This window comes from Streptomyces sp. SCL15-4 (genome assembly GCF_033366695.1).
Lineage (GTDB): Bacteria > Actinomycetota > Actinomycetes > Streptomycetales > Streptomycetaceae > Streptomyces.
The window spans coordinates 4,458,953-4,476,369 of sequence record NZ_JAOBTQ010000001.1 but is presented as its reverse complement, the minus strand read 5'-3'; the positions used below and the strand labels follow the sequence as shown (position 1 = coordinate 4,476,369).

14 protein-coding genes, 3 tRNA genes and 1 pseudogene are annotated in these 17,417 nt (G+C 69.7%); 9 read left to right on the top strand and 9 right to left on the bottom strand.

The annotated features are described in order from the left end of the window. Positions 1-100: 100 nt before the first annotated feature. From hrpA to SCK26_RS19590, 3 genes are all read left to right on the top strand, one after another. Positions 101-4,045, top strand: a complete 3,945-nt coding sequence (hrpA, locus tag SCK26_RS19600; protein WP_318202595.1) for an ATP-dependent RNA helicase HrpA — start codon at positions 101-103, stop codon at positions 4,043-4,045. A 93-nt stretch (positions 4,046-4,138) separates the two neighbouring features. Next, positions 4,139-4,213, top strand: a tRNA-Asp gene (locus SCK26_RS19595). A gap of 187 nt (positions 4,214-4,400) precedes the next feature. Further along, on the top strand, positions 4,401-4,592 hold the full coding sequence (locus tag SCK26_RS19590) for a DUF6274 family protein (protein ID WP_318202594.1): 192 nt from the start codon (positions 4,401-4,403) through the stop codon (positions 4,590-4,592). 460 nt (positions 4,593-5,052) lie between these two features. Here SCK26_RS19590 and bldC read toward each other — a convergent pair whose 3' ends face one another. Both bldC and SCK26_RS19580 read right to left on the bottom strand, forming a co-directional pair. Next, entirely contained in the window at positions 5,053-5,259 is a 207-nt protein-coding gene (gene bldC / locus SCK26_RS19585; protein WP_003949541.1) for a developmental transcriptional regulator BldC, read from the bottom strand. Between the two features lie 519 nt (positions 5,260-5,778). Beyond that, a complete protein-coding gene (locus tag SCK26_RS19580) occupies positions 5,779-6,621 on the bottom strand; it encodes a hypothetical protein (protein WP_318202593.1) in 843 nt (280 codons plus the stop codon). A gap of 199 nt (positions 6,622-6,820) precedes the next feature. Between SCK26_RS19580 and SCK26_RS19575 the strand changes: the two genes are divergently transcribed. Together SCK26_RS19575 and SCK26_RS19570 are read left to right on the top strand one after the other, a co-directional pair. Then, a complete protein-coding gene (locus tag SCK26_RS19575) occupies positions 6,821-7,927 on the top strand; it encodes a Leu/Phe/Val dehydrogenase (protein ID WP_318202592.1) in 1,107 nt (368 codons plus the stop codon). 290 nt (positions 7,928-8,217) lie between these two features. Next, the gene (locus tag SCK26_RS19570) at positions 8,218-8,463 is read left to right on the top strand and encodes a DUF3073 domain-containing protein (RefSeq protein WP_318202591.1); all 246 of its coding nucleotides are present in this window, start codon (positions 8,218-8,220) and stop codon (positions 8,461-8,463) included. A 99-nt stretch (positions 8,464-8,562) separates the two neighbouring features. Here SCK26_RS19570 and purM read toward each other — a convergent pair whose 3' ends face one another. From purM to SCK26_RS19550, 4 genes are all read right to left on the bottom strand, one after another. Beyond that, positions 8,563-9,627 (bottom strand): phosphoribosylformylglycinamidine cyclo-ligase, encoded by a 1,065-nt coding sequence (gene purM / locus SCK26_RS19565; RefSeq protein ID WP_318202590.1) that lies wholly within the window; start codon positions 9,625-9,627, stop codon positions 8,563-8,565. Between the two features lie 42 nt (positions 9,628-9,669). Beyond that, entirely contained in the window at positions 9,670-11,199 is a 1,530-nt protein-coding gene (gene purF, locus SCK26_RS19560; RefSeq protein WP_318202589.1) for an amidophosphoribosyltransferase, read from the bottom strand. Between the two features lie 202 nt (positions 11,200-11,401). Then, a complete protein-coding gene (locus SCK26_RS19555; RefSeq protein ID WP_318202588.1) occupies positions 11,402-11,851 on the bottom strand; it encodes an META domain-containing protein in 450 nt (149 codons plus the stop codon). 35 nt (positions 11,852-11,886) lie between these two features. After that, positions 11,887-12,684 (bottom strand): maleylpyruvate isomerase family mycothiol-dependent enzyme, encoded by a 798-nt coding sequence (locus tag SCK26_RS19550; protein WP_318202587.1) that lies wholly within the window; start codon positions 12,682-12,684, stop codon positions 11,887-11,889. A 77-nt stretch (positions 12,685-12,761) separates the two neighbouring features. On the opposite strand from SCK26_RS19550, the pseudogene SCK26_RS19545 reads away from it, so the two are divergent. Beyond that, positions 12,762-13,123, top strand: a pseudogene (locus SCK26_RS19545) (Uma2 family endonuclease); the annotation flags it as partial. A 61-nt stretch (positions 13,124-13,184) separates the two neighbouring features. Here the strand turns inward: SCK26_RS19545 and purL are convergent. From purL to purS, 3 genes are read right to left on the bottom strand one after another with little or no spacing between them, the layout of a single operon-like run. Beyond that, positions 13,185-15,443 (bottom strand): phosphoribosylformylglycinamidine synthase subunit PurL, encoded by a 2,259-nt coding sequence (purL, locus tag SCK26_RS19540; RefSeq protein WP_318202586.1) that lies wholly within the window; start codon positions 15,441-15,443, stop codon positions 13,185-13,187. Next, positions 15,440-16,120, bottom strand: a complete 681-nt coding sequence (purQ, locus tag SCK26_RS19535; RefSeq protein ID WP_318202585.1) for a phosphoribosylformylglycinamidine synthase subunit PurQ — start codon at positions 16,118-16,120, stop codon at positions 15,440-15,442. Before purQ ends, purL begins: the two co-directional genes overlap by 4 nt. Further along, a complete protein-coding gene (gene purS, locus SCK26_RS19530) occupies positions 16,117-16,380 on the bottom strand; it encodes a phosphoribosylformylglycinamidine synthase subunit PurS (RefSeq protein ID WP_014673609.1) in 264 nt (87 codons plus the stop codon). The genes purQ and purS overlap by 4 nt, the downstream gene beginning before the upstream one ends. A 311-nt stretch (positions 16,381-16,691) precedes the next feature. Between purS and SCK26_RS19525 the strand changes: the two genes are divergently transcribed. The 3 genes from SCK26_RS19525 to SCK26_RS19515 all read left to right on the top strand — a co-directional run bounded on the left by SCK26_RS19525 (position 16,692) and on the right by SCK26_RS19515 (position 17,399). Next, positions 16,692-17,009: a histone-like nucleoid-structuring protein Lsr2 gene (locus tag SCK26_RS19525; RefSeq protein ID WP_318202584.1), complete on the top strand. Its 318-nt coding sequence runs from the start codon at positions 16,692-16,694 to the stop codon at positions 17,007-17,009. A 165-nt stretch (positions 17,010-17,174) separates the two neighbouring features. Further along, positions 17,175-17,246: transfer RNA gene (locus tag SCK26_RS19520), tRNA-Gly, on the top strand. An 80-nt stretch (positions 17,247-17,326) separates the two neighbouring features. Beyond that, positions 17,327-17,399, top strand: a tRNA-Gly gene (locus tag SCK26_RS19515). The last annotated feature ends 18 nt before the right edge of the window (positions 17,400-17,417 follow it).

The following is a 17,417-nucleotide window of genomic DNA, read 5'->3' as shown; positions in this document are numbered from 1 at the left end:
TCTCGTCGTGAGGGGTGCCCGTCGGTGACCGCGGGCGCCGGGCCGCCCGCGGTCAAATCGTTCGCGTGTTTTTCGCCCTAGGTGAGATCCTGGATCGCGTATGTCTACGCATCCCGCCCCCGCCCTCGGCACCCTCGCCCCCCGCCTGACCGAGCTGACGCTGCGCGACGCGCACCGGATCGGCCGGCGGCTGGAGGGCGCGCGCAAGATCCGCAAGCCGGAGGCCCGCGCCGCCGTGCTCGCCGAGATCGAGACCGAGATCGACCGCGCCGCGGACCGGATGGCCGAGCGCCGCTCCCGCGTGCCGGCCGTCACCTACCCCGAGCAGCTGCCGGTCAGCCAGAAGAAGGACGCGATCGCGGACGCCATCCGCGAGCACCAGGTCGTCATCGTGGCCGGTGAGACCGGCTCCGGCAAGACCACGCAGATCCCCAAGATCTGCATGGAGCTGGGCCGGGGCGTGCGCGGCATGATCGGGCACACCCAGCCGCGCCGGATCGCCGCCCGGACCGTCGCGGAGCGGGTCGCGGAGGAGCTGAGGACCCCGCTCGGCGAGGCCGTCGGCTGGAAGGTCCGCTTCACCGACCAGGTCGACCCGGAGGCCACCTTCGTCAAGCTGATGACGGACGGCATCCTGCTCGCCGAGATCCAGACCGACCGCGAGCTGCGCGCCTACGACACGATCATCATCGACGAGGCCCACGAGCGGTCCCTGAACATCGACTTCCTGCTGGGCTACCTGGCCCAGCTGCTGCCCAAGCGCCCGGACCTGAAGGTCGTCATCACCTCGGCGACCATCGACCCCGAGCGCTTCTCCCGGCACTTCGGCGACGCCCCGATCATCGAGGTGAGCGGGCGGACGTATCCCGTGGAGGTGCGCTACCGGCCCCTCCTGGAGGAGGACTCCGACGACGCCGACCGCGACCAGATCACCGCCATCACCGACGCCGTCGAGGAACTGATGGCCGAGGGGCCGGGCGACATCCTCGTCTTCCTCTCCGGCGAGCGGGAGATCCGGGACACCGCGGACGCGCTGGAGAAGAAGAAGTACAGATCCACGGAGGTGCTCCCCCTCTACGCCCGGCTCTCGCACGCCGAGCAGCACCGCGTCTTCCAGCAGCACACCGGGCGCAGGATCGTTCTGGCCACCAACGTCGCCGAGACCTCCCTGACCGTCCCGGGCATCAAGTACGTCATCGACCCCGGCTTCGCCCGGATCAGCCGCTACAGCCACCGCACCAAGGTCCAGCGACTGCCCATCGAGCCGGTCTCCCAGGCCAGCGCCAACCAGCGCAAGGGCCGCTGCGGCCGTACCTCCGACGGCATCTGCATCCGCCTGTACTCCGAGGAGGACTTCCTCGCCCGCCCGGAGTTCACGGACGCGGAGATCCTGCGGACGAACCTCGCCTCCGTCATCCTGCAGATGACCGCGGCCGGCCTCGGCGACATCGAGAAGTTCCCCTTCATCGACCCGCCGGACCACCGCAACATCCGCGACGGCGTGCAGCTGCTCCAGGAGCTGGGCGCGCTGGACCCGGACCGGAAGGACCCCCGCAAGCGGCTCACGGACACCGGCCGCAAGCTGGCCCAGCTGCCGGTCGACCCGCGGCTGGCCCGGATGGTCCTGGAGGCCGACAAGAACGGCTGTGCCCGCGAGGTCATGGTCATCGCCGCCGCGCTGTCCATCCAGGACCCGCGCGAACGCCCGGCCGACAAGCAGGCCCAGGCCGACCAGCAGCACGCCCGCTTCAAGGACGAGACCAGCGACTTCCTGGCCTATCTGAACCTGTGGCGGTACATCCGCGAGCAGCAGAAGGAGCGGGGTTCGTCGTCCTTCCGCCGGATGTGCAAGCAGGAGTACCTGAACTTCCTGCGCATCCGCGAATGGCAGGACATCTACACCCAGCTGCGCACGGTCGCCAAGCAGATGGGCATCCACCTCGCCGAGGAGGACGCACCGGCCGACCGCGTCCATGTCTCCCTCCTCGCCGGCCTGCTCTCCCACATCGGGATGAAGGACGTCAAGGACGGCAACAAGAACGAGTACCTGGGCGCCCGCAGCGCCAAGTTCGCCATCTTCCCGGGCTCGGCGCTGTTCAAGAAGCAGCCCCGGTTCCTGATGTCGGCCGAGCTGGTGGAGACGTCCAGGCTCTGGGCCCGGGTCAACGCCAGGATCGAGCCCGAGTGGGTCGAACCGCTGGCCGGACACCTGCTGAAGCGCACGTACAGCGAACCGCACTGGGAGAAGGACCAGGCGGCCGTGATGGCGTACGAGAAGGTCACGCTGTACGGCGTCCCGATCGTCGCCCAGCGCAAGGTGAACTACGGCCGGATCGACCCCGCGGTCTCCCGCGAGCTGTTCATCCGCAACGCGCTGGTGGAGGGCGACTGGCGCACGCACCACAAGTTCTTCGCCGACAACCGCAGGCTGCTCAGCGAGGTCGAGGAGCTGGAGCACCGCGCCCGGCGGCGGGACATCGTCGTGGACGACGAGACGCTGTTCGACTTCTACGACCAGCGGGTGCCCGAACACGTCGTCTCCGGCGCCCACTTCGACTCCTGGTGGAAGCACAAGCGGCACGAGCAGCCCGACTTCCTGGACTTCGAGCGGGAGATGCTCATCCGGGAGTCCGCGGAGGCGGTCACCAAGTCCGACTACCCGGACACCTGGCGCCAGGGCAACCTGAAGTTCCGGGTCACCTACCAGTTCGAGCCCGGCGCGGACGCCGACGGCGTGACGGTGCACATCCCGCTCCAGGTGCTCAACCAGGTCACGGACGAGGGCTTTGACTGGCAGATCCCGGGCCTGCGCGAGGAGGTGGTGACGGAGCTGATCCGCTCGCTGCCCAAGCCGATCCGCCGCAACTACGTCCCGGCGCCGAACTACGCCAGGGCGTTCCTGGACAAGGCGGTGCCCCTCCAGGAGCCGCTGACCGTCACCATGGCCCGCGAGCTGAAGCGCATGGTCGGCGTGCCCTTCGAGGCGGACGACTTCGACTGGACGAAGCTCCCCGACCACCTGAAGATCACCTTCCGGATCGTCGACGAGCGGCGCCGCAAGCTCGCCGAGGACAAGGACCTCGAGGCGCTGAAGCTCCGGCTGAAGCCGAAGGCGCGCAAGGCCCTGTCCCAGGCCGCCGCGGCGACCGCGTCCCGCGAGGGCGGCGAGTCCCTGGAGCGCAAGGGCCTCACCGACTGGACCATCGGCGCGCTGACCCGGGTCTTCGAGACGCGCCGGGCCGGGCAGCCGGTGCGGGCGTACCCGGCGCTGGTGGACGACGGCGACACGGTCTCGGTCCGGCTCTTCGACACCGAGGCGGAGCAGGCGGAGGCCATGTGGAAGGGCACCCGCCGGCTGATCCTGCGCAACATCCCGGTCAACCCGGCGAAGTTCGCGTCCGAGAAGCTGACGAACCAGCAGAAGCTGGCCCTGTCCGCGAATCCGCACGGCTCCATCCAGGCCCTGTTCGACGACTGCGCGATGGCGGCGGCGGACAAGCTGATCGCGGACTTCGGCGGTCCGGCGTGGGACGAGGAGTCGTACCGGAAGCTGTACGACAAGGTGCGCGCGGAGATCGTGGACACCACGGTCCGCACGGTCGCCCAGGTGCAGCAGGTGCTGGCCGCCTGGCAGGCCTGTGAACGGCGCCTGAAGGCCGTACGCAGCCCCGCCCTGCTCGCCAACCTGACGGACGTCCGCAAGCAGCTGGACGCCCTCGTGAAGCCCGGCTTCGTCACCTGGGCGGGGATACGCCGCCTGCCCGACCTGATGCGCTATCTGGTGGCCGCCGACCGGCGCCTGCAGCAGATGCCGGCCAACGTGCAGCGGGACACCACGCGCATGGAGAAGGTCCACGAGATGCAGGACGAGTACGCCTGGCTGCTGGAGCAGTTGCCCCAGGGCCGGCCGGTGCCGCAGCAGGTGCTGGACATCCGCTGGATGATCGAGGAGCTGCGGGTCAGCTATTTCGCCCACGCGCTGGGCACGGCGTACCCGGTGTCGGACAAGCGGATCGTGAAGGCGATCGACGCGGCAGTGCCGTAGCCGACCGGGCACGGAGGGTGAGTTCGACCGGGACCCTCACCCTCCTGTACAGTCCTTCTCGCAGCGCAACGCACGAACAAGCGCCGCGAGCAAGGTCCTGTGGAGCAGTTTGGAGTGCTCGCCACCCTGTCAAGGTGGAGGCCGCGGGTTCAAATCCCGTCAGGACCGCATCGAGTCGAGGCCCGCGTCCCGCAAGGGACGCGGGCCTTTCTCATGCCTGCACCCGCCTTCAAGTGCCCTGCGCCGAACGGCTCTTCACTCTTCCGGCGGCGGCGTGCGGCCTTGACGGCACCTCTTTCCACCGGTACCCAGGGAGCAGGGCCCGTTCCTCCTGTGCGGCCCCCGGAGGTGGCGTATGACGACGTCGGTCAGGCACGAGACGCGGGCGCTTCTGAGGGCCCATCTGGCGGCTGCCACGTCCTACCGGCATCTCACCCGCCACTGTCCCGTCTGCCACCACCTGCTGCGGCTGGCGATGGCCGCCGGCCCGCGGGGCCAGGCAGGCGAGCAGGAGGCCGCCGAGGGCGACGGCCGCCGGCGCGCGTGACCCCGTCGGGCCCAACACCCTTGCGTGCATGGGCCCCTGGAGTCGGCGCGGCTCTTTAACCCATGCGTGCCGCGAGCGGCAAGCGGCTTGTCGTGTGACGGGAGTCACCGCACGAGTTGGGGAAACGGGGGAACTTACCCCCTGCCTACAACGGGTCAATTTAATATGTGCAATTGCACTATGACCCGGGGTCGCACCCGGCCGTTCCGACAGGCCTCCCCAGACTCCGACAAGGACGCTCACAGCGCCCGTTCCCGCTCGCGCTCCGCGCACAAAAAAGATCGCGCTGGACCCGGCGGAGTCCAGCGCGATCGACGACGCACCCTGTGCTGTGTGCCTATGACGTTCTCTTCGGCTTGGGCATGGGACCTGTTGGGGCAGGTCCCGCGTCGTGTGGAGCCAAGGTTTCGGGCGCCTCGGACGGTTGGGGGACCGTCCGTCTTGCCCGGTTACGCGGTGTTCAGGCCTCGCTGCGCTGCTGCGGGATGCCCGCCAGCAACGCCCGGACCTCCGCCTCGCGGTAGCGGCGGTGCCCACCGAGCGTGCGGATGGACGTGAGCTTGCCGGCCTTCGCCCACCGCGTGACCGTCTTGGGGTCGACGCGGAACATGGTGGCGACCTCAGCGGGGGTCAGCAGCGGCTCGGCATCAGGGGTGCGAGCGGTCATGAGCGGCCTCCTCGGGAGAACCGAACCTTCTCGGTTCTTTCCTCTAAATTCTGCACCTTGACCCGCGTTGCCCGAAATGGCGGACGCGAGTCGAGTCGGTTATAGGACGAACGGCTTGTCCTCGGCACTACAACTACACCATCTGTCCAGCCGCGTCGGCCAAACCGATGGAATTGCCCTCCCAGGTGTTCATCAGCGACGGAAGCCGATGGACCATGCCATAGCGGACAGTCACGCCACTGTGACGATCAGTCACAGTGGCGTTCAGGAGTCACCGGACCCCCCAAAGCGTGCAATGCTGAGATTCCGGCCACAGTGGAGCATAGTTGGACGGAGGGAGCCCTCCCCGGACTCCTTGTCCTATTTTGGCACGAGGGGTGGCTTCCAGGGCAAGGGCCTTGTAAGTGCTGTCCATCACCCTTGGGACAAAAGTCCAGATCGAGTCCAACGTCCCGTCAGGTGGTCAAGCGAGGTAGAACGTACGTCCTCCGGTGCCCCTTTGACCGTGACGCACGTCACTCAGTTCGCGGAGCGCCGGTCCCGGACCGCCCGCCAGCGCTCCACCAGCCGCCCGTACGCCTCTCCGGCGGCCGTGCCGTCGCCCCGGCGCAGCGCCTCGATACCGGCCGCCACGTCCGCCGCCGAGTGGTCGCCCTCCAGCTCGCCCGCCGGCAGCACGTGCACCAGCCCGCCGTAGTCCAGCTCCACCAGCGAGCGCGGATGGAACTCCTCCAGCCAGCGGCCCACGTCCACCACCCCCTCGACCAGCGGGCCCTCCTCCACGGTGTCCCGCAGCGTGCGCAGCGCCCGCGCGACCCGGCGCCGTGCCTGCACCATCGGAGTGCGGTAGCGCAGCACCGGCGGCACGTCGGCGGTGCCCTTGTCGTACCGCCGCTCGTCGTCCGCGACCAGCACGAACCAGTTCAGCGGCACCTGCCAGGTCGCCGTGCGGATCCACGGGCGGGCATCGGGGTTGCGGGCGAGCCAGCGCTCGTAGTCCAGGGCCGCCTGCCGGCGCACCACCGGCGGCAGCACCGCGTCCAGCACCGGCGGGGGCAGCTCCTCCGCGAGCCCGTCCAGGGCCTGCCAGCCGCGCAGCCGGGTCCGCCACGGGCAGACGCAGACGACCCCGTCGACCTCCAGCACGAAGGCGTCCCCGCTCTCGTGCACCGGCACCGCGATCGGCGGGACGGCCACCAAGTCGGCCAGCGATCGGCGCAGTTCGTCCTGGTAGGAGGGGCGGTCGGAGCGGCGGGCGTAGCGCGCCCAGTGGTCGCGCTCGGGCTCCGGGAAGGCGCCCAGCGGCTCGTACACACGCAGGTAGGCGGCATAGGGGACGACCACGGAGGACACCTTGGGCACGCCTGCTCCCTCCCCATCGGGCCCGGCTCGAAACCACTGCAAATCGTGCCACGGTCATGCGTGCGCCAGGGCTCCGTGCGAGTGATCCTGAACACTGAGCGGATGGTGACGGGGCCGAGGCTCTACGCTCATGCCACGACTCCCCGCCACCCGTACGGGGACCGACCCCACTCGCCGCTAGTACACAGGAGTCACCACAGTGACCGACGTAACCGGCGCGCCTGCCGATGTGCTGCACACCCTGTTCCACTCGGACCAGGGCGGTCATGAGCAGGTCGTGCTCTGCCAGGACCGCGCCAGCGGCCTCAAGGCCGTGATCGCCATCCACTCCTCCGCCCTCGGCCCCGCCCTCGGCGGCACGCGCTTCTACCCGTACGCGACCGAGGCCGAGGCCGTCGCCGACGCCCTCAACCTCGCGCGCGGGATGTCGTACAAGAACGCCATGGCCGGTCTCGGCCACGGCGGCGGCAAGGCCGTGATCATCGGCGACCCCGAGCGCGACAAGACCGAGGAGCTGCTGCTCGCCTACGGGCGGATGGTCGCCTCCCTCGGCGGTCGCTACGTCACCGCCTGCGATGTCGGCACCTACGTCACCGACATGGACGTCGTGGCCCGCGAGTGCCGCTGGACCACCGGCCGCTCCCCGGAGAACGGCGGGGCCGGCGACTCCTCGGTGCTCACCTCCTTCGGTGTCTACCAAGGCATGCGCGCCTCCGCCCAGCACCTGTGGGGCGACCCCTCGCTGCGCGGCCGCAAGGTCGGCATCGCCGGTGTCGGCAAGGTCGGTCACCAGCTGGTGCGGCATCTGCGCGAGGAGGGCGCCGAGGTCGTGATCACCGACGTGCGCCCGGACGCCGTGCGGCGGATCCTCGACCAGTACCCGGAGGGCGTGACGGCCGTGGCCGGCACCGAGGAGCTGATCCGCGTGGAGGGCCTGGACATCTACGCCCCCTGCGCCCTCGGCGGCGCGCTGAACGACCTCACCGTCCCGCTGATCACCGCCAAGGTGGTGTGCGGCGCGGCCAACAACCAGCTCGCCCACCCGGGTGTGGAGAAGGACCTCGCCGACCGCGGGATCCTCTACGCGCCGGACTACGTGGTGAACGCCGGCGGGGTCATCCAGGTGGCCGACGAGCTGCACGGGTTCGACTTCGACCGGTGCAAGGCGAAGGCGTCGGAGATCTTCGACACCACGCTGGCCATATTCGCACGTGCGAAGGAAGACGGGATCCCGCCGGCCGCCGCGGCCGACCGGATCGCCGAACAGCGGATGGCCGACGCCCGCGCGAACAGCGCCGCGCGCTAGGTCGTTCGCACATATGAGCGGTACCCGTCGGCGGGAACTTCGAGAGAACTCTCACTTCCCCCGGCGGGTCGTTCCCCGATAAGTGGTTAAAATCGCCACTGACCAGCGAGGACAGGGCGCCTCGAAGGTCCTGGGCACACGCGCGTGCTGCGGGCGACGTACCGTATGGGCGCGGGCTCAGGTACCGTGGAAGCCCTACGGACCGGCCTCTCCATGGAGAGTCCGTTCCAGATCATGAACGCGTGTCAGACTCTGGGGCCGTCGAGCCCCGTCGTTGAGGGGGTCGAGCCATGGGGCGCGGCCGGGCCAAGGCCAAGCAGACGAAGGTCGCCCGCCAGCTGAAGTACAACAGCGGTGGGACGGACCTCTCACGCCTGGCCGAGGAGCTGGGCGCATCGACGTCGAACCAGTCGCCGAACGGCGACCGATTCGAGGACGATGAGCACGACGACGACCTGTATGCACGGTACGCCGACCTCTATGAGGACGACGACGACGAGGACGACGGTCCTCAGCAGCACCGTCGCGGCGCGTAACGCTTGCAGCGGGCTTTATTGCGCTTTCCCGGTCCGGGGCCTTGGCACCGGACCGGGTTTTGTGCTGCCGTCGCGGGGCCGGGGCCCCGCGTCCCGGCCTTACGCGTAGTCACCGATCAGTTCGGCGCCCGTCGTCTTGTCGCCGCGCTCGGTGATCTCGCCGGCCACCCAGGCGTCGACCCCGCGGTCGGCCAGGGTCGTGAGGGCCACCTCGGCCGACTCCTGCGGGACGATCGCCATCATGCCGACGCCCATGTTGAGGGTCTTCTCCAGCTCCAGGCGCTCGACGCTGCCGGTCTTGCCGACCAGGTCGAAGATCGCGCCCGGGGTCCAGGTGGAGCGGTCGACGACCGCGTGCAGGCCGTCCGGGATCACCCGGGCCAGGTTCGCCGCGAGACCGCCGCCGGTGATGTGGCTGAACGCGTGCACCTCGGCGGTGCGGGTGAGCGCCAGGCAGTCCAGTGAGTAGATCTTCGTCGGCTCCAGCAGTTCCTCGCCGAGGCTGCGGCCCAGCTCCGCGATCTCCGACTCCAGGGCCAGCCCGGCGCGGTCCAGCAGGACGTGGCGGACCAGGGAGTACCCGTTCGAGTGAAGCCCGGAGGACGCCATGGCGATCACCGTGTCACCCGTGCGGATGCGATCGGCGCCGAGCAGCCGGTCGGCCTCCACGACGCCCGTACCGGCCCCGGCGACGTCGAAGTCGTCCTCGCCCAGCAGACCCGGGTGTTCGGCCGTCTCGCCGCCCACCAGGGCGCAGCCGGCCAGCACACAGCCTTCCGCGATGCCCTTGACGATGGCCGCGACCCGCTCGGGGTGGACCTTGCCGACGCAGATGTAGTCGGTCATGAACAGCGGCTCGGCACCGCACACCACGATGTCGTCCATGACCATGGCGACCAGGTCGTGGCCGATGGTGTCGTAGACACCCATGCGGCGGGCGATGTCCACCTTCGTGCCGACGCCGTCCGTGGCGGAGGCCAGCAGCGGGCGCTCGTAGCGCTTGAGGGCGGAGGCGTCGAAGAGCCCGGCGAAGCCGCCGAGGCCGCCCAGCACCTCCGGGCGCCGGGTCTTCTTCACCCACTCCTTCATGAGCTCGACTGCGCGGTCGCCCGCCTCGATGTCGACGCCCGCCGCTGCGTAGCTGGCACCGGTTGTCTCAGACATGGCTGTGAGAGCTTTCGTGTCGTACTGCGGGGTGCGGGGGTGTTACGGGCGACGGATCGCGTCGGCCGCGGCCGTGGCGGCGGGACCGGCGGCCAGCTCGGTCTCCAGCAGCTGCTTGCCGAGCAGCTCGGGGTCCGGCAGCTCCATCGGGTACTCGCCGTCGAAGCAGGCGCGGCACAGGTTGGGCTTGGCGATCGTGGTCGCCTCGATCATGCCGTCGATGGAGATGTAGGCGAGGGAGTCGGCGCCGAGGCTGGTGCCGATCTCCTCGATGCTCATGCCGTTGGCGATCAGTTCCGCGCGGGTGGCGAAGTCGATGCCGAAGAAGCAGGGCCACTTCACGGGCGGCGAGGAGATGCGGATGTGCACCTCGGCGGCGCCCGCCTCGCGGAGCATGCGGACCAGGGCGCGCTGGGTGTTGCCGCGCACGATCGAGTCGTCGACGACGACCAGGCGCTTGCCCTTGATGACTTCCTTCAGCGGGTTCAGCTTCAGCCGGATGCCCAGCTGGCGGATGGTCTGCGAGGGCTGGATGAAGGTCCGGCCGACGTAGGCGTTCTTGACCAGACCGGCGCCGAAGGGGATGCCGGAGGCCTCCGCGTAGCCGATGGCGGCCGGGGTGCCGGATTCCGGGGTCGCTATGACGAGATCGGCCTCGGCCGGGGCCTCCTTGGCCAGCCGGCGGCCCATCTCCACCCGGGAGAGGTACACGTTGCGGCCGGCGATGTCGGTGTCCGGGCGGGCCAGGTACACGTACTCGAAGACACAGCCCTTGGGCTTCGCTTCCGCGAATCGAGAGCTGCGCAGGCCGTTCTCGTCGATGGCGACGAACTCGCCCGGCTCGATCTCGCGCACGTAGCTCGCGCCGCAGATGTCCAGGGCGGCGGACTCGGAGGCGACCACCCAGCCGCGCTCCAGGCGGCCGAGGACCAGCGGGCGGATGCCCTGCGGGTCACGGGCGGCGTAGAGGGTGTGCTCGTCCATGAAGACGAGCGAGAAGGCGCCCCGCACCTTCGGGAGGACCGTGTGGGCCGCCTCCTCGATGGTCAGCGGCTTGCCGTCCTCGTCGACCTGGGCGGCCAGCAGGGCCGTCAGCAGGTCGGTGTCGTTGGTGGCCGCGACCCGGGTGGAGCGGCTGTTGTTGTCGTTGGGTAGTTCGGCGACCATCTCGGCGAGCTGCGCCGTGTTGACCAGGTTGCCGTTGTGGCCGAGCGCGATCGAGCCGTGCCCGGTGGCACGGAACGTCGGCTGGGCGTTCTCCCACACGGAGGCGCCGGTGGTCGAGTAGCGGGCGTGTCCGACCGCGATGTGACCCTGGAGCGAACCGAGCGAGGTTTCGTCGAAGACCTGGGATACCAGGCCCATGTCCTTGAAGACGAGGATCTGGGAGCCGTTGCTGACCGCGATTCCCGCGGATTCCTGACCCCGGTGCTGGAGGGCGTAGAGCCCGAAGTACGTGAGCTTTGCGACCTCTTCACCCGGAGCCCAGACGCCGAAGACGCCGCAAGCGTCCTGGGGGCCCTTTTCGCCGGGAAGCAGATCGTGATTGAGTCGACCGTCACCACGTGGCACGCCACCGAGTGTAGGCGAGGTCGACCACTGGTCCGAATTGGGGATACGTGCCCTCGACCGGACCGGCCCTTCCGATCACCTTGGTGCTTTCTACGTTTGCGCAGGTCACCTGGCGTTTTTCGGCGATCGGGCGGTTTCCGGGCCGGGCTGCCGCGAGGCGAATACGAACGATTCGCCGCCGCGATGAGTGAGGTGTCGCACATCATTCGGGCGCGCCGCGGCCGAGCCGCACGAGGTCACCGTGACCGCTGGTGAGGGTGAGCTTGCCGTGCTCGACCGTACCGGTGACCGTCTGCCGGTCGAGCACCCGGGTGAGCGCGCGCTCGAAGCGCGTCCGCGCGGGATCGCAGGCCATCTTGGTGGTGCGCAGCGCCCCGAAGGTGATCCGGTCCCCGTGCACGCTGACGCGGGCGCTGAACCGGTTGCAGCCGAGGTCGCCGGACGCGCTGCCGTCGGTGCCGATCGTCAGGCGCGGGGAGCCGCCGGCGGGGGCGCCGAGGGTGTCACCGCCGGCCGTGACGCTCTCGACCCGCCACTCCACGCCGGTCACCGACGCGCTCACGCCCATCGCACCACTGTCCGCCTTCCCGGCACCACAGCCGGCCATCAGGGGAACCATCAGCAGCCCGAGCCACTTCTTGTGCCGTTTCATACGGTTTGGACGAAGGCGGACGGCCTCCGGTTCCGCTATCCGAGCAGCGGCAGCAGCCCGCCGAGATCGGCCCGCTCCCCGCTGGCGGCGACCCGCGCGCCGGCCACCGCGTCCGCCCAGGCCAGACGGCCGGTGGCGAGCCGGATCCAGGTCAGCGGGTCGGTCTCCACGACGTTGGGCGGGGTGCCACGGGTGTGCCGGGGGCCCGCCACGCACTGCACGACGGCATACGGCGGCACGCGCACCTCGGTGGAGCCGCCGGGCGCCTTGACCGCGAGCGCGTCGGCGAGCAGCCGGGTGGTAGCGGCCAGGGCCTGCCGGTCGTACGGCACGGCGAGGCCCGGGACGGCTGCGTTCAGGTCGTCGGTGTGGACGACGAGTTCGACGACACGGGTGACCAGGTAGTCGTCCAGCGGCATGGCGCCCGCGCTGGTCTCCAGCAGCCGGCCGGCGGGGTGTTCGCCGAGCAGGGCGCGCAGGCCGTCCTCGGCCTCGGCGAGGTAGGCGTCGAGGTCCGGGTGCTCCCCGGCGAGCCTGCGCGTGAAGCCGTCGATCGCGGCGGCGTTGGCGGAGGCGGCGAAGGTCCAGTCGACCACCTGGACGTCCTGCTTGGGCGGCGCCGGCAGGGCGGCGGCCCGCAGCACGGCGGTGACGCCCATCCCGATGTGCGCGACCAGCTCCCGCACGGTCCACTCCCCGAGCCGGCTGGGCAGCCCGAGCCGCTCCTCGTCCAGCCCGCGCACGGCCTCCCGTACGTTGCCGAGCTGGGCGAAGACGGCGGCCCGCGTCCTGGCGGGGTCGTAAACACGCGCACGCTTCCTGGCTGTTGGCATGCGCCGAGCCTATGCGGACCTCCGCCGTCGATCACTCGTGCGGGTGGCCGACGCCGAAACCCGCCTCGCGGCGCCGGGGCCGGACAACACTGGCCTGTGCCTGGAAGGGGGATCACCACACCATCGTGTCCTGGCTCGCCCGACGCTGTATGCAGGCGAGGCCCGACCTCGACCTGTATCAGGGCCAGGGACTCCGGGGGAGGCGTACCGCGAAGGCAGGGCGAAGCCCGACGCGGTGATCGCTCCCGAGGCCCACTTCGCGGGGCACGGCGAGTGGGCCGACCCGGCCGGTGTGCTCATGCTCGTCGAGGTCACCTCGTACGACTCGGACACCGACCGGCGGGACGTCCACACCGCGAAGTTCGGTGAGACGGTGGTTCTGCCCCGTGCGATGGGCATCGAACTGGACACGGAGATCCTCGAGGACTACGTGCGCTGAGAACACAAGGGTCCCGCCCGGACACACTCGTCCGGCCGGGACCCTCCTGTCGTACGACCGCTTACGCCAGCAGCGCCGGGATCGTCTCCTCGTGGGCCCTGCGGAGGTCCTCCAGGGAGAGGGAGAACTCGCCCTGGATCTCCACCGCGTCGCCGTCCACCACGCCGATGCGGGTGGCCGGCAGGCCGCGGGCGCCGCACATGTCGGTGAAGCGGATCTCCTCCGAGCGCGGGACGGCGACGACGGCGCGGCCGGCCGACTCCGAGAGGAGGAAGGTGAAGGCGTCCAGGCCGTCGGGGACGACCAGGCGGGCGCCGATGCCGCCGAGCAGCGCCGACTCCACGACCGCCTGGATCAGACCGCCGTCGGACAGGTCGTGCGCGGAGTCGATCATGCCGTCGCGGGAGGCGGAGATCAGGATCTCGGCCAGCAGCCGCTCCCGCTCCAGGTCCACCGCCGGAGGCAGGCCGCCGAGGTGGTCGTGGATCACCTGGGACCAGGCCGAGCCGCCGAACTCCTCGCGGGTGTCGCCGAGGAGGTAGATCAGCTGGCCCTCCTCCTGGAAGGCGACCGGGGTGCGGCGGGCCACGTCGTCGATCACGCCGAGGACGGCGACGACCGGGGTCGGGTGGATCGCCGCCTCGCCGGTCTGGTTGTACAGCGAGACGTTGCCGCCGGTCACCGGGGTGCCCAGCTGCCGGCAGCCGTCCGCCAGACCGCGTACCGCCTCGGCGAACTGCCACATCACCGCCGGGTCCTCGGGCGAGCCGAAGTTCAGGCAGTCGGAGACCGCCAGCGGCTTGGCACCCGTGGTGGCGACGTTCCGGTACGCCTCGGCGAGGGCCAGCTGCGCGCCCGTGTACGGGTCCAGCTTGGCGTACCGGCCGTTGCCGTCCGTCGCGATCGCGACACCGAGACCGGTCTCGTCGTCGACACGGATCATGCCGGAGTCCTCCGGCTGCGCCAGCACGGTGTTGCCCTGCACGAAGTGGTCGTACTGCTGCGTGACCCACTTCTTCGACGCCTGGTTCGGCGACGCCACCAGCTTCAGGACCTGGTCCCTCAGCTCCTCGCTCGTCTCCGGGCGGGGCAGCTTGTTGGCGTCGTCCGCCTGGAGGGCGTCCTGCCAGTCGGGGCGGGCGTAGGGACGTTCGTAGACCGGGCCGTCGTGCGCGACCGTGCGCGGGTCGACGTCCACGATCTTCTCGCCGTGCCAGAAGATCTCCAGCCGGTCGCCGTCGGTCACCTCACCGATGACGGTGGCGATGACGTCCCACTTCTCGCAGATCTCCAGGAAGCGGTCGACCTTGTCCGGCTCCACGACCGCGCACATGCGCTCCTGCGACTCGCTCATGAGGATCTCCTCAGGAGACAGGGTCGAGTCGCGCAGCGGCACGTCGTCCAGCGTCACGCGCATGCCGCCGGAGCCGTTCGACGCCAGCTCGCTCGTCGCGCAGGACAGGCCGGCCGCGCCGAGGTCCTGGATGCCGACGACCAGCTTCTCCCGGAACGCCTCCAGGGTGCACTCGATGAGCAGCTTCTCCTGGAAGGGGTCGCCGACCTGGACGGCGGGACGCTTGGAGGGCTTGGCGTCGTCGAAGGTCTCGGAGGCCAGGATGGAGGCGCCGCCGATGCCGTCGCCGCCGGTCCGGGCGCCGTAGAGGATGACCTTGTTGCCCGCGCCGGACGCCTTGGCCAGGTGGATGTCCTCGTGCCGCATCACACCGATGGCACCGGCGTTGACCAGCGGGTTGCCCTGGTAGCAGGCGTCGAAGACGACCTCGCCGCCGATGTTGGGCAGGCCCAGGCAGTTGCCGTAGCCGCCGATGCCCGCGACCACGCCCGGCAGGACGCGCTTGGTGTCGGGGTGGTCGGCGGCGCCGAAGCGCAGCGGGTCCACGACCGCGACCGGGCGGGCGCCCATCGCGATGATGTCGCGGACGATGCCGCCGACGCCGGTGGCCGCGCCCTGGTAGGGCTCGACGTACGACGGGTGGTTGTGCGACTCGACCTTGAACGTCACGGCGTAACCCTGGCCGACGTCGACCACGCCGGCGTTCTCGCCGATGCCCACCAGCAGCGCGTCGCTCTGCGGCGCCTTCTCGCCGAACTGGCGCAGGTGGACCTTGGAGGACTTGTACGAGCAGTGCTCGGACCACATGACCGAGTACATGGCCAGCTCGGCGCCGGTCGGGCGGCGGCCGAGGATCTCCACCACCCGCTCGTACTCGTCTTTCTTCAGGCCGAGTTCGGCCCAGGGCAGCTCGACGTCGGGGGTCGCGGCCGCGTGCTCGACCGTGTCCAGAGGCGTCCGGCTCATGCGCCCACCAGCTTCTTGAGGATCGAGGTGAAGAACGGGAGCCCGTCGGTACGGCCGGTACCGATCAGCGGCTCGACGGCGTGCTCGGGGTGCGGCATGAGGCCGACGACGTTCCCGGCCTCGTTGGTGATGCCGGCGATGTCCCGCAGCGAGCCGTTCGGATTGAAGTCGAGGTACCGGAAGACGACGCGGCCCTCGGCCTCCAGCTTGTCGAGCGTGTACTCGTCGGCGACGTACCGGCCGTCCATGTTCTTCAGCGGGATGTGGATCTCCTGACCGGCGCGGTAGTCGCCGGTCCAGGCCGTCTCCGCGTTCTCCACCCGCAGCTTCTGGTCGCGGCAGATGAAGTGGAGGTGGTCGTTGCCGAGCATCCCGCCCGGGAGGAGGTGGGCCTCGGTGAGGACCTGGAAGCCGTTGCAGATGCCGAGGACCGGCAGCCCGGCCTTCGCCTGCTCGATCACGGAGTCCATCACCGGCGAGAACCGGGAGATGGCACCGGCCCGCAGATAGTCGCCGTAGGAGAAGCCGCCGGGCAGGACCACGGCGTCGACCTGCTTGAGGTCCTTGTCCTTGTGCCACAGGGCGACCGGCTCGGCGCCCGCGAGGCGGATCGCGCGCTGGGTGTCCCGGTCGTCCAGGCTGCCCGGGAAAGTGACGACGCCAATACGAGCGGTCACTTGGCCGCCTCCGCGACTTCGTCGACCCGGACCGTGAAGTCCTCGATCACGGTGTTGGCGAGGAAGGATTCCGCGAGATCACGGATGCGGGCGAGGGCGGCCTCGTCGACCGGCCCGTCGACTTCCAGTTCGAAACGCTTTCCCTGACGTACGTCCGAGATCCCTTCGAATCCCAGGCGGGGCAGCGCACGCTGGACCGCCTGGCCCTGGGGGTCGAGGATCTCCGGCTTGAGCATGACGTCGACTACGACGCGTGCCACTGGCACTCCCGGTGTGTGGTGCTGAGCAGGTTCCTTCAGACTACCCGCACAAAATTTCTACGCGGGTAGAGTTGGAGGAAAGTACGTGAGGCGCATCACGATCGGGTGTCGAAGCCGCGTGCCCGCGAAAAGATCTGGGAAAGTTCCACGGGCCCCCCGCCCACGCCTATTGCACCCGGACACGCGGGCGGATTTAGTCGGGCTTCACATTTCATTGCCGGGCACTGTACAAATGAATTGGCAATAGCCGATACTCGGCACGTCGTCGGCGTTGAGCTGTAACGACGTGCCGCACGAAGGGACCGATATTCGTGGCGCAAAAGGTCGTGGTCACTCTCTTTGACGACATCGACGGCTCGGAAGCGGCGGAAACGATCGCCTTCGGACTCGACGGCAAGTCGTACGAGATCGACCTGAACGAAACCAACGCCGAGAAACTGCGCAAGGCGCTCGCACCGTACGTCGAGGCCGGCCGCAAGCGGTCGCGCTCCGGCAAGGCGTACAAGCAGACGGAGGTCGCCCCCGACCCGGCGGCCGTCCGCGCCTGGGCCCAGGCCAACAAGATGGACGTCCCGGCCCGCGGACGCATCCCGAAGAAGGTCTACGAGGCGTTCACCGCCGCCCAGTGAGCCCGCGAAGGGGCGGCTCCCAGGGACCGTCAGGGACCCCTGGGAGCCGTGCACTTGGGACATACGGGACCCGGGCGGGAGCCGACTTGCGCAACCCCCCCGCCGATCGGCTAATGTCTGGGACACGCCGAGGGGCGAGGCCGACAGGCCGGATCCCGAGGACACGCGGGTGTAGTTCAGTAGCAGAACATCCCCCTTCCAGGGGGAAGGCGCAGTGTGCAATTCCTGTCACCCGCTCTGCACCGCCGGCACGACCACTGCTGTGGATCGGGTAGGCTGGTGCCCGCACCGGTCGGTGAGAGCCGATCGGGAGCAGTGCGGACGTAGCTCAGTTGGTAGAGCGCAACCTTGCCAAGGTTGAGGTCGCGAGTTCGAGCCTCGTCGTCCGCTCGGGAATGAGACCCCGGT

Coding starts and splice junctions, on each gene's coding strand:
- purM (WP_318202590.1), bottom strand. CDS start 9,627: ATGTCTGAGACAACCGGTGCCAGCTACGCAGCGGCGGGCGTCGACATC.
- SCK26_RS19550 (WP_318202587.1), bottom strand. CDS start 12,684: ATGCCAACAGCCAGGAAGCGTGCGCGTGTTTACGACCCCGCCAGGACG.
- bldC (WP_003949541.1), bottom strand. CDS start 5,259: ATGACCGCTCGCACCCCTGATGCCGAGCCGCTGCTGACCCCCGCTGAG.
- SCK26_RS19555 (WP_318202588.1), bottom strand. CDS start 11,851: ATGAAACGGCACAAGAAGTGGCTCGGGCTGCTGATGGTTCCCCTGATG.
- purL (WP_318202586.1), bottom strand. CDS start 15,443: ATGAGCCGGACGCCTCTGGACACGGTCGAGCACGCGGCCGCGACCCCC.
- SCK26_RS19570 (WP_318202591.1), top strand. CDS start 8,218: ATGGGGCGCGGCCGGGCCAAGGCCAAGCAGACGAAGGTCGCCCGCCAG.
- hrpA (WP_318202595.1), top strand. CDS start 101: ATGTCTACGCATCCCGCCCCCGCCCTCGGCACCCTCGCCCCCCGCCTG.
- SCK26_RS19590 (WP_318202594.1), top strand. CDS start 4,401: ATGACGACGTCGGTCAGGCACGAGACGCGGGCGCTTCTGAGGGCCCAT.